This is a genomic window from Pseudomonadota bacterium (assembly GCA_039024915.1).
GTDB lineage: Bacteria > Pseudomonadota > Alphaproteobacteria > Rhizobiales > MH13 > MH13.
The window spans coordinates 299,817-310,972 of record JBCCPK010000006.1; the positions used below are offsets into that span (position 1 = coordinate 299,817).

The 11,156-nt window shown below is 58.0% G+C and carries 10 protein-coding genes; 5 read left to right on the forward strand and 5 right to left on the reverse strand.

What is annotated here, in order from left to right; genetic code table 11:
* Positions 1–20 precede the first annotated feature (20 nt).
* Together rpsI and rplM are read right to left on the reverse strand one after the other, a co-directional pair.
* Positions 21–518, reverse strand: a complete 498-nt coding sequence (gene rpsI, locus AAF739_13805) for a 30S ribosomal protein S9 (protein MEM6383743.1) — start codon at positions 516–518, stop codon at positions 21–23.
* On the reverse strand, positions 518–985 hold the full coding sequence (gene rplM, locus AAF739_13810; GenBank protein MEM6383744.1) for a 50S ribosomal protein L13: 468 nt from the start codon (positions 983–985) through the stop codon (positions 518–520). Before rplM ends, rpsI begins: the two co-directional genes overlap by 1 nt.
* Before the next feature lie 312 nt (positions 986–1,297).
* Between rplM and AAF739_13815 the strand changes: the two genes are divergently transcribed.
* The gene (locus tag AAF739_13815; protein MEM6383745.1) at positions 1,298–2,575 is read left to right on the forward strand and encodes an O-acetylhomoserine aminocarboxypropyltransferase; all 1,278 of its coding nucleotides are present in this window, start codon (positions 1,298–1,300) and stop codon (positions 2,573–2,575) included.
* Here AAF739_13815 and AAF739_13820 read toward each other — a convergent pair.
* Positions 2,572–3,750 carry a COX15/CtaA family protein gene (locus tag AAF739_13820; protein MEM6383746.1) on the reverse strand — a complete coding sequence of 393 codons (1,179 nt, stop codon included), beginning with the start codon at positions 3,748–3,750 and terminating at the stop codon, positions 2,572–2,574. The two genes, AAF739_13815 and AAF739_13820, sit on opposite strands and share 4 nt — an antisense overlap.
* Positions 3,751–3,945: 195 nt before the next feature.
* On the opposite strand from AAF739_13820, the gene AAF739_13825 reads away from it, so the two are divergent.
* Positions 3,946–4,164, forward strand: a complete 219-nt coding sequence (locus AAF739_13825) for a DUF2842 domain-containing protein (GenBank protein MEM6383747.1) — start codon at positions 3,946–3,948, stop codon at positions 4,162–4,164.
* Between the two features lie 6 nt (positions 4,165–4,170).
* On the opposite strand, the gene AAF739_13830 is transcribed toward AAF739_13825, so the two are convergent.
* Positions 4,171–5,247, reverse strand: a complete 1,077-nt coding sequence (locus AAF739_13830; GenBank protein MEM6383748.1) for a polysaccharide deacetylase family protein — start codon at positions 5,245–5,247, stop codon at positions 4,171–4,173.
* A gap of 129 nt (positions 5,248–5,376) precedes the next feature.
* Here AAF739_13830 and AAF739_13835 point away from each other — a divergent pair, with 129 nt between their 5' ends.
* The gene (locus AAF739_13835) at positions 5,377–6,642 is read left to right on the forward strand and encodes a GNAT family N-acetyltransferase (GenBank protein ID MEM6383749.1); all 1,266 of its coding nucleotides are present in this window, start codon (positions 5,377–5,379) and stop codon (positions 6,640–6,642) included.
* On the opposite strand, the gene AAF739_13840 is transcribed toward AAF739_13835, so the two are convergent.
* A complete protein-coding gene (locus AAF739_13840; protein MEM6383750.1) occupies positions 6,620–9,001 on the reverse strand; it encodes an exopolysaccharide transport family protein in 2,382 nt (793 codons plus the stop codon). The two genes, AAF739_13835 and AAF739_13840, sit on opposite strands and share 23 nt — an antisense overlap.
* 303 nt (positions 9,002–9,304) lie before the next feature.
* On the opposite strand from AAF739_13840, the gene AAF739_13845 reads away from it, so the two are divergent.
* A complete protein-coding gene (locus AAF739_13845; GenBank protein ID MEM6383751.1) occupies positions 9,305–9,907 on the forward strand; it encodes a polysaccharide biosynthesis/export family protein in 603 nt (200 codons plus the stop codon).
* Positions 9,904–11,064 (forward strand): glycosyltransferase, encoded by a 1,161-nt coding sequence (locus AAF739_13850; GenBank protein ID MEM6383752.1) that lies wholly within the window; start codon positions 9,904–9,906, stop codon positions 11,062–11,064. Before AAF739_13845 ends, AAF739_13850 begins: the two co-directional genes overlap by 4 nt.
* The last annotated feature ends 92 nt before the right edge of the window (positions 11,065–11,156 follow it).

Here is an 11,156-nt window from a genome sequence, read left to right on the forward strand (position 1 = left end):
TGACTAGATCGCAGACGGTGTCAGCGTTTTGAGAACTGGAAGGACCGGCGAGCCTTGGCTCGGCCGTACTTCTTCCGCTCAACGACGCGGCTGTCACGGGTGAGGAAGCCACCGGGCTTCAGAACGCCCCGCAGCTCCGGCTCGTAATGGGTCAGGGCCTTGGAGATGCCGTGGCGAACCGCACCAGCCTGCCCCGACAAGCCGCCACCCTTAACCGTCGCGACGATGTCGTACTGACCATCGCGTGAGGCGGCAACGATCGGCTGCTGCACGATCATCTGCAGAACGGGACGTGCGAAGTAGGCGGAAAAATCTTTGTCATTGACGGTGATCTTGCCGCTACCCGGCTTAATCCAGACGCGCGCAATGGCGTCCTTCCGCTTACCGGTTGCATAGGCCCGACCATGCTCATCAAGCTTCTGGACATGAACCGGAGCGCTTTCGGTAACAACGCCATCGCTGGGTTCAACACCAAGCGCACCACCAAGGTCTTCTAGCGAATTGATCTGTTCACTCATCAGGCGGCACTCCGACTGTTCTTCGTATTGAAGCTCTTGAAATCGACCGACTCAGGCTGCTGGGCCGCGTGCGGATGATCCGCGCCGGGATATACCCTGAGGTTGGACAGCTGTTGGCGGCCAAGCGGGCCGCGCGGAAGCATGCGCTCTACAGCCTTCAGCACGACGCGCTCAGGAAAGCGCCCCTCCAAGGTCGCTTTCGCTGTCCGCTCTTTGATCCCGCCAGGATAGCCCGTGTGCCAGAAGTACTTCTTCTGCTCGCGCTTGCGGCCCGTGAAAACCACCTTATCGGCATTGATGACAATGACGTTGTCACCACAGTCCACGTGAGGCGTAAAAATGGGTTTATGTTTACCGCGCAGCCGGGAAGCGACGAACGAAGCCAAGCGTCCGACCACAAGGCCTTCCGCATCGACGACGATCCACTTCTTTTCGACCTCGGCAGGTTTTGCAGAGAAGGTCTTCATGGACAATCCATTTTACAAGTACGACCAGCGCCTCGCGGGCGGTCTCATCATGATAAGTCGGTGTGAAAACGTTTGACGCCATGGCGTCAGCCGGACGGTGTATACGCAACGCGCGACAACGCGTCAATCGCAATGCAACCTAAATTTTACTTATATTTCAATGTGATACGATATTGGTAATATATTACCGCAAATTTATAGTGGCCATTGCTGACCGTTGACGCATTCAGTCGTTCTATATAAAGAACGTTTATTCGATTTTCAGAACACTTCCACCATACCAGGGCTTCTGCCCGCTTTCGGAGCTAAATCATGACCGATCAATCCCACAGGTTCAACACGCTTGCGGTCCATGCGGGGGCTCAGCCGGACCCCACGACCGGAGCGCGTGCGACACCCATCTACCAGACCACGAGCTTTGTGTTCGAGGATACCGAACATGCGGCCAATCTGTTCGGTCTGCGCGCTTTCGGGAACATTTACACGCGGATCATGAACCCGACCCAGGACGTGCTTGAACAGCGCGTGGCTGCACTTGAGGGCGGCACGGCCGCTCTCGCCGTTGCATCCGGTCATTCCGCGCAGATGCTGGTCTTCCACACCATGCTGCAGCCGGGCGATGAATTCGTCGCCGCGCGTAAGCTCTACGGTGGGTCGATCAACCAGTTCAACCACTCCTTCAAAAGCTTTGGTTGGAACGTCGTCTGGGCAGACCCCGACGACATCAGCTCCTTTGAGGCTGCGATCACGCCAAAGACAAAAGCGATCTTCATCGAATCGATCGCCAATCCCGGCGGCGTGATCACCGATATCGAAGCGATTGCAGCAGTTGCTCAGAAAGCCGGGATTCCCTTGATCGCCGACAACACGATGGCCTCCCCCTACCTGGTGCAGCCGATCAAGCACGGCGCAAACATCGTTATCCATTCATTAACGAAATTCATCGGAGGCCATGGCAATTCCATGGGCGGCATCATTGTCGACGGGGGGAATTTCGATTGGTCCGCGTCCGACAAATACCCCAAGCTCTCAGAAGCTCTCGACGAATATCACGGCGTCAAGCTTCACGAGGCCTTGGGTGGTATGGCGTTCGCCATCGCATGCCGGGTTCTGGGCCTTCGTGATCTCGGCCCAGCCATCTCGCCGTTCAACTCGTTCCTGATCGCGACCGGTCTTGAAACCCTGCCCCTACGGATGCAGCGCCATTGCGATAACGCCTTGGCGGTTGCGCGCTATCTGCAAGGCCATGACAAGGTGGCATGGGTGTCGTACGCCGCACTTGAGGGTGACAAATACAAACCTCTTCAGGAAAAATACTCGCCCAATGGCGGCGGCGCCGTTTTCACCTTCGGGTTGAAGGGCGGACACGAGGCAGGCGTGAAGCTGGTTGAGGGTCTTAAGCTGTTCTCGCACCTCGCCAATATTGGCGACACGCGTTCGCTGGTCATTCACCCGTCATCCACCACACACTCTCAGCTGTCCGATGAGCAGAAGACCGCGGCTGGCGCCAGCCCGGACACCGTTCGCATCTCGGTCGGCATCGAGGATGCGGCGGACATCATCGCTGATCTGGAACAGGCGCTGGGTTAAGCAGCGCGTCCTTCATCAATCATCAAGCCGGCGCCGGACGAACCTGGCGCTGGCTTTTTTGCGTTTGCCGGCACAGGGTCGAGAACAAGACCGACGCCGCGTAGACGAGCAACGTGAAGAACCGTAACGGTCAAGATCATAAAGGCCCAGAACTGATGCAGTAGCGCCCACTCTACCTCAACCTGGGTCAGAAGTGTCACGATCCCTATGACCCCCTGCATCGCGATGATCACGGCGAGCATACGAGCCATCCTGGCGTCACGTGTATCGCTTGCATGCCGTGACATTCGCCACGCATGGAAGAGTGCGAACGCGAGCAAACCGTATGCGCCCATCCGATGCACCCATTGGACGGTCAGTGGGTTTTCGCCAAAGTTCGCGAACCATGGATCTTGGATCAGCAATTTTGCGACCGGCGGGATGAAGTTGCCATCCATGAGCGGCCAAGTGGTGTAGGTCAGCCCAGCATCGACGCCAGCGACAAGCGCACCAAGGAAAATTTGCACAAGCACAAATAACGACAGGATAATGCTCGTGACAGCGCCGAAAGCAGGTGAGGCCCGCCGCTCGGCAAGCGCAGGATCAAGCGGCTTAAGGGACTGCGCCACCCATGCGATGCTCGCCAGGATTATCGCGGCCATCGTAAGATGCACGCCAAGCCGGTACTGGCTGACGTCGACACGTTCGGTGAGGCCGGATGCCACCATCCACCAGCCGATGAAACCTTGCAGACCGCCCAAGGCCAAAAGACCCAAAAGCTTCGGCATCGAGCGCGGCGGAAGAGCCTTGCGGACAGCGAAATAGACCAGCGGAAGCACAAACGCCAAGCCGATAACGCGTCCCAGGAACCGGTGACCCCACTCCCACCAATAAATGAACTGGAACTCGGCCATCGACATGCCGCGATTGATCCGCTGATACTCAGGGATCTGGCGGTACTTTTCCAATTCCGCTTCCCACGCTTTCATGGAAAGTGGCGGGATGGTCCCCGTAATCGGCCGCCATTCCGTTATGGAAAGCCCTGAATCCGTCAGCCGCGTCGCACCACCAACAGCGACCATGAGCAGCACCAAGGCGGCCACACTCCACAGCCAGCGACGCACCGGTTTGTAGCGATCTGCCTCTGCGGTCGAACGGTGATCGACGTTGGCATTGGCGTCAGATAACACAGCCATTTTTCTCTCAAGTGTCAGGCTAATTTCCTGGCACTGTATAGCGCGAAAGCGCAGAAATTTGCATAGTCTGCGCTTTGCGGCCCCGTGCCGCACGACGCTGTACCCAATATAAAGGACTTCGGCGCTTGCACGGTCTCGGCAGGGCGTTATCTGCTCTAAGTCAGATGACAGGCCGGTAAACCCCAGGAGACCGCTATGGCGCTGAAAATGCGCGCACGAAAGATGGTCGGCACGATTGGCTTGGTTGCCTTCATAATCTTTTGGGCATTCGCCGCAATGGCCTTGGGCGTCCGGCTGCTGGAAGACGCATCTCGTTCTTTTGAACTGATCTACTACCTTGGCACCGGCTGCTTATGGGCATTTCCCGCGTTCTTGATCATCAAGTGGATGCTCAAGCCGGATCCGGTGGAGTAGCAACGTTCAGGCGACTTTGCGCAGGCGGTTGGCAAGCAGGAAGGGTGCACCGGAAGCAAACACTTCCAGGTAGCGCCGATCCTGAAAGTTGCCGTTGAGGCTGACCCGAGGCAAACCGAACAGGCTGTCTCGATGTTCGCGATAGATCATGCCCTTGCGCGTGGTCACGGCGCTTTCGAAGCCCGCCTGCTGCGCGAGTGCAAAGTCTCGTGGTCCGGCAGAACCAGAATCACCATAAGGGAAAGCAAAATGCTTTGGTCGTGCACCGAGGGCGCCTTCCAACCAGTCAGCTCCACCGGACATCTCAGCTAGCGCGTCGTCTGGCGATAAAGCCGCAATAGCCCTGTGGGACATGGTGTGCGCGCCAATGGAGATCAGCGGATGCGCATGCAACTGTTTGAGACCTGGTTCGTCAACAATCAGCTGGCGGCACAGGTCGAACATATCGAAGCCCTGATCAGCGCACATTTCGCGCACAAGGCTGCGCTGATGGTCCTGATCCACTGCACGCAGATGCCAGTACAGCTCAAGATAGAATGACAGCTTTTCCTCGGAGGTACGCGTTTGCTGCGGTCCCTTCTCGGGCACATGCGGGAAGAGCAAGCTCTCGGTCCGCCGAATGATCTGTTCAATCGCGACCCACCATAACTCGCCACGACCTTGCGGATAGTCGGACGGCATGTAGATCATCGCGGGAGCGTTGTGGGCTTCAAGGACAGGGAGCGCGTGCTGCTGATTATCAATATAGCCATCATCGAACGTAATGGCGGCTACCCGGCCCTTCCGAAGGCTGGTCGAGCGAACCGCATCAATCATCTCATCGAAGCTGACGATTGAGAGGCCAGATAACTTGAGGGCTTTTAGTGCCTCATCGAGGAACTCCGGTGTTATCTCCAGCAGACCATTGGGGTCGAACTCCGGATACGCTCCAAGCGCGTCGATCCGCTCCGCAGTAGGCCGCACGCGGTGAAGGGTCACGATCATGCCCAGGCCTTCGGAGAACGGACGCATCACCGTATGAACCTTAAGCGTGTGCAGGGTTTTCAGACCACCCTGCATCAGCTTGATACGCGCTGAAGTCATGAAGAAAATCCGCAGTTAATATAAGCTGGCAATTAACTAAGCACCGAACCTTTGTTTCGACTTAACCCCTGGCTGAGCAATTCCTGCTAAAGCAAATAAAACGTTCATTCGCTCGAGCCTTAGCCCCCCATGTCGCTTCTCGCACCCGCCGCTGGCGCATTACAGCGTGCCGAAAGGTCGGCCATTGCGGACAAACCGCTAAGGGAAAACGTTCCAACGGAGCACCGTGCGCAAACCGCGGCGCGAACCATCGAGGTCTTCACCGATCTAAGTGACGCCAAAGAGGTGTGGCGCTCCTTTGAGGAGCATGCACACGGCTCAATTTATCAATCCTATGATTGGTGCAAGACTTGGCTGGACTGCTTCGATGAACCAAACAACTTTCCGGTAATCGTGGTTGCCAAAATCGGTGCGTCCCCTGCGTTGCTTTTACCCCTTCACGCGCGGCAAACCCTGGCGGGCATCGTGCAAATCGAACCTATCGGTGGGCACCACGCTAACATCCGGATACCGCTAACCCACCGGCACCCCGACCTGCGAGATTCTATGATCGCCTGGGTGAAGGATGGTTTTGTCGATGATCTGACGAGACATCTGCGCCTTGCTTCAGCGGGCGACTTTCTTTCGCTTGGATGCATGGCACAATCCTTCGGGGATACTGAGAATTTGCTGCTCGGCGGCGATGCGAGCCGCTGTAGCGACGCAGTCTTTGGTATCGGCCTGCCTGCAGATTTCGACGCCTTTGCGCTCGCGCGGCGCGGCAAACCCTTCATGAAGAAACTGCGCAGCAAAATGCGCGCGCTGGAGACAATCGGTCCAATCCGTTTGGACAAGGCGGATACCGTCGACGATGTGGACGAGGCGCTTTCAACCTTCTTCGCCCAGAAGAAGCAGCGTTTTGACGCGCTGAAAATGTTCAACCGTTTCGATCATGCAAAGGACCGCAGTTTCTTGCGGGCACTAGGCGCTCAGAGTGTGAAAACCGGTAGTGGGTCGCTGGACGTTTATCGGCTCTTTGTAGGCGAAGAGGTAGCAGCCGTCTTCGCGCTCGGGCACTTTCAGGGGCACGCATCCGGCGCGGTCCATTCCATGTCATCGGCGCCGCACATCGCCGGGCGCAGCCCGGGCGACGTCATGCTGTACAATCTCATGAAGCGCCTTGCGGGAGAAGGTAGCGCGTTTTTTGACCTCGGTTTTGGAGATCACCGGTACAAACAATCATGGACCGATACGATCCCGCTCTACTCAATTGAACGGCGGATAACGGCACGCGGTTGGATCATTGGCTTCATAAACAGGGCACAATCCATCACTCGCAGCGCGTTGCTAAGCAATCCCCTCATCGCGCGTTTTGCGCGGCAAGCCCGCTTCATCATTGCGCGGCTGCAGGGCTGACCGTAAAAGGTGATGGTGTCGGCTGCGGCATCTGAACCGCGATCATACGATCTTCAGGTACGAGCGCTGAGAGTGTCTGAGCAAGCGCTGCGACCCGGTTGGCCCGACCGCCCAGCACCATGCAATCATTGATACGAGCACACTCAAGTAACAGCTGTGCATCGCGCCCAGCATTGACGATGACGCTGTCATAGCTCGATGCAAAGGCCGAGAAAACCAGGTCCGCGGCGTCGTCCGCGATCATGTCCCGATCAGCGAGCGTGAAGCCGCCCGGCACGATGTGCAGCGAGCTTTTGGGGTCTTTATGCAAGGCTGCATCAAAGGCGACAGAACCCGTAACGAGCTCCTGGAACCCCGGACCATTCGGACCCATGCCCAACGCGCGCAAGTCGCCGACACAATCGATCATCACTACCGATCGCCCAGCCTGCGCGGTCGCGCGTGCAAGCCGAAGGGCTATTTCACCTGCGGTGTGACTGGTGTCTGCTGCACCTACAGTGGTGCGAAGACCATCCTCAGCACCCAAACCAATCGTCCGAAGATGTGAGAACAAACGCCGACAATCCGATGGGTCCGCAAGTGCATAGGTTGCGGGAACGGAGGCTGGCGGTCCGGGTGGCGTCTGAAGCTCAGATACAAGCGGACGAGCGATATCGGCTGACGCCGTATCCGGGTCGATCGTCATCGCGCTGGGTACGGCAGGCGCGGCGACGGGTTGAACCGGGCTCGACGGGCGGGTACGCCTTGCACCGGCGGCTGCGGCTGCGATACGCTGAGCGGTCCGGTCGGCTTCTGCTCGGGGCGCGGGGTCCTCGAGCGAATCTGATAGCTCCAGTTGGTTTGAAAATTGGAGCTCAGATACGTCGCGTGTTGGCGCCGGGCCTTCAAATTGGTTCGCACGAGGCGCCGGGGATACGGCAGATTCGTAGGGAGGCTGCTGCTCGTAAGCATCAACAGGGTCTTCGCGGACCGCACCGGACAAAATAGCGTGGCTGGTAACGCCGAGAAGGGCAAAAGCGAAGCTGCCAGCAAATGCGATCATGATCATCGGCATCGTGCGCGGGAACACGGCCTCTCGCTCGATTTGAGCGGTCTGAATGACGCGAGCATTTGTTGGCAGAAGCGATGGCTCGTCGCGGGTGGCAGCCTCACGAAAACGCACGAGATAGCTTTGCAGCAAGTCGCGCTGGGCAGCGGCCTCACGCTCCAGCGCACGCAACTCAACTTCCGCGTCTGCAACGCGCGCGGCTTCCGCTGATAATTGCGCCAGCTGATCTTCCAGAGCCTGCGCCCGCGCCTCTGCGACTTGCGCTGCATTATCAAAACGCTGGGCGATCCGGCTAGCTTCGTCCCGGAGCTGAGTCCCCAGGTCTCCCGACTGAGCATTCAGTTCCCGGATCCGCGGATGTCCGGGCAACAGCGTGGCTGAGAGCTCAGCAATGTTTGAGCGAATTTGTGCCTGCTCCTCCTGCAGCCGCTCGGTCAGCGCGGTTGAGAACTCCTGTGGCAGCGCGATCTGTGTACCTTGCGATGCGATCAGTGAACGGATTTCCTGCGCGCGCGATCGCGCTTCGGACTGATCGGAACGCGCACGGGTTAGTTCACTGCTCGTCTCAGAAAGCTGCTGGGCAGAAAGGGTTGTGTTGTTCGGGCCCAGAAACAGTCCCGAACTCGACCGGAAACGCGCCACAGCCGCCTCGGCATCAGCAACCTGCTGGCGCAACTGGTTGATTTCCGTTTCGAGAAAGTCAGTTGCGGAGCGGGTCGTTGTCACCTGAGCCGCCCGTTGTGTCGCCTGATAGGTATCGATCAGAGTATTGATAATGCGTGCCGACAACTCGGGATCGGAACTCTCGTAAACGACAACCACAACGCGTGAGTCGGGTATGTTGTAGACGCTTAGCCCGTCATCGAACTCCTGATAGACCCGCTCAGCCTGGGACAGACGCAAGGGGTCTTCCGAAAGGCCGAGTAGAACCATGACCGACTTGACCAGAGAGACCCCTTCCAGAACCGGATCGAACTCTTCCAAGTCGGCAAGCCCGAGCTGATCAATGACCTGCAACGCCACATCGCGCGAGCGCAGGACCTGCACTTCGCTGGCGATATCGCGTTCATCGAGCTGCTGAATATTCAGCGCATCTTCGACCTCAGGACGCGTAAACGCGGTTTCCTGAGTTTCGATGAGCAACTGTGCTTCGGCCTCATATTGGGGCTCTGCAATCTGCGTAAACAGGTATGTAAGGCCGGTGACGATCGCCACGAACAGCAAAACCGCAAACTTGGCGGACCACAAACACGCCAACAGATAAGCGACGTTGATTTCTGCTGGTGGTTGATTGCTGTGGGGGGACGCCAACGCTTTACTCCATAGGCTCAAGGGCCACGACTGCTGCCCGAACGGTAAGCAAGCATGGTAAGCAAGCCGTTAATTTGAGCGCCGCAGCTGCCAATCGCACGAGCCTTTGTCCGCCACAGTGGTGCACAAGACCCGCTCTTTTCGGCAGATCTATGTCGTCAGCCTGCCGTAACGTCCGCCTCCGCAGAAAACGGTTGATTAACCTTGATCGTTCACAAACGGGCGCAAATGCTCGTTAGGCGCGCCGCGTTGGACCAGACAGGTCAACACGGCTCGCGCGTCAATCAGTAGGTTGGGTTCCCGATGATCCGGTTTGGTATTCGTGGTCTTGAAACGGTCCTTCGGGCGCGGCTGGCCCTCGCAAGGCTTGGTGTGCTTGCAGCTGCACTGGTCGTTGCCGGTTGCGCCACAGGTCCACGACCGGAAGCGTTCAACGCCTTGCTGGCTCAACCCTACATGCTCGATTCGGGCGACGCCCTGCGCATAACGGTGTTCGAACAACCAAGCTTAAGCGAAACGTACACCGTTGATGTTGCCGGCATGATCTCCATGCCGCTGGTCGGCGAAATCCCAGCGCGCGGCCTGACAACAGATGAACTCGATCAATCAATTACGGCCGCTCTGCGTAACGGTTTCTTACGTGCACCCGACGTCAGTGTTGAAGTCTCAACATATCGCCCGGTCTTCGTCCTTGGCGAGGTCGGAGATGCCGGTCAGTTTCCTTACGTTGCTGGTATGACGGCGCGCAGTGCGATCGCAATTGCCGGCGGGTTTACACCGCGCGCATCGCGTAACGGCGTCAAAATCACACGGACAATCAATGGACGCGTGCACACCGGGCGCATTGGCCTTGATGAACCCATCAGACCAGCCGACGTCATCACTGTTGGTGAACGTTGGCTGTGAGTGATGCATCACCTTCGCCCCCCAATGAAGAGCGCCCGCTGCGCGTACTGCTGATCACGCGGGCGCCCGTCGGTGGGCTATGGCGTCATATTCTCGACCTGACGGACGGCTTACTTGAACGAGGCTTTGAACTGGGAATCGTGGTCGATTCTCTGCGCGCAACGGACTATGTCCGCGAGACCCTCGAACGATTTGCGCCGCGGCTCTCGTTGGGCGTTCACCTTCTCGACATACCGCGACTTCCTGGTAGCAGCGACTTCAGCGGTATCCGCGCGTGCCGGAAGATCGTGCACGAGCTAAAACCCGACATCGTTCATGGTCATAGCGCTAAGGGTGGGCTCTATGCGCGAATGGGTGCCTGGCGACGGCCAGCCAAGGCGTTTTACACCCCACATGGTGGATCGCTGCACTACACGTGGGATGCCATGCCCGGCGCACTTTATCTGCTGGGAGAAAAGTTCCTGCTGCCACTGTGTGACCAGTTTCTGTTTGAAAGCCGTTACAGTGAATTGGGATACGCTACCAAGATCGGCGCCCCGACAGGCCGGTCGCGGGTCATTTTTAACGGCCTTGGGCAAAAGGAGTTTGCCGGCAAACCGCTCACCCTGACCAACCCACAGTATGACTTCGCGTTCGTCGGGGAGATGCGCGCCATCAAGGGCGTTGATCTTCTTTTACAAGCGCTGACGATCGTGCGATCGCCGGACGATCGCCCAGCCCGCGTACTGATGCTCGGTGATGGGCCGATGCTTGATCATTACAGGAGCCTTGCCGAAAGGCTCGGTGTCGATCACCAGGTAGATTTCGTCGGGCGGCGACCGGTTCGCGAGGCGTTCGAGGCAACCAACACGATTGTAGTTCCCTCACGGGCCGAGTCGTTGCCGTACATCGTCATGGAGGCCATTGCTGCGGGCAAGCGCGTCGTTGCGACCAATGTTGGCGGCATCGGGGAGATTTTCGGGCCGACCCGGACGGAACTGATCGAACCTGAAAGCGCGTACGCTCTGGCCGAAGCGATGCGCGCTGATCTGCTGCCTTTAGACGAAGCAAGGCACAACGCGCTGCAGGCGCGATACGAGCACGTGGCAACGAACTTCCATGTCGACCGGATGGTCGACCAGATCGCACAAAGTTACCGGGCGTTAACGACCAGTTGAGCGATCGAAAACGGCTCGTTCACCAGTTCGCTTAAATCCACTGCAAAGATTTGGCTGCTAGGGCTAAACATCTCTCAGGGCCAAAGGGATTG

Excerpts from the sequence above, each read along its gene's own strand:
- rpsI (MEM6383743.1), bottom strand. The coding sequence starts at position 518 with ATGAGTGAACAGATCAATTCGCTAGAAGACCTTGGTGGTGCGCTTGGT.
- rplM (MEM6383744.1), bottom strand. The coding sequence starts at position 985 with ATGAAGACCTTCTCTGCAAAACCTGCCGAGGTCGAAAAGAAGTGGATC.
- AAF739_13815 (MEM6383745.1), top strand. The coding sequence starts at position 1,298 with ATGACCGATCAATCCCACAGGTTCAACACGCTTGCGGTCCATGCGGGG.
- AAF739_13820 (MEM6383746.1), bottom strand. The coding sequence starts at position 3,750 with ATGGCTGTGTTATCTGACGCCAATGCCAACGTCGATCACCGTTCGACC.
- AAF739_13825 (MEM6383747.1), top strand. The coding sequence starts at position 3,946 with ATGGCGCTGAAAATGCGCGCACGAAAGATGGTCGGCACGATTGGCTTG.
- AAF739_13830 (MEM6383748.1), bottom strand. The coding sequence starts at position 5,247 with ATGACTTCAGCGCGTATCAAGCTGATGCAGGGTGGTCTGAAAACCCTG.
- AAF739_13835 (MEM6383749.1), top strand. The coding sequence starts at position 5,377 with ATGTCGCTTCTCGCACCCGCCGCTGGCGCATTACAGCGTGCCGAAAGG.
- AAF739_13845 (MEM6383751.1), top strand. The coding sequence starts at position 9,305 with ATGATCCGGTTTGGTATTCGTGGTCTTGAAACGGTCCTTCGGGCGCGG.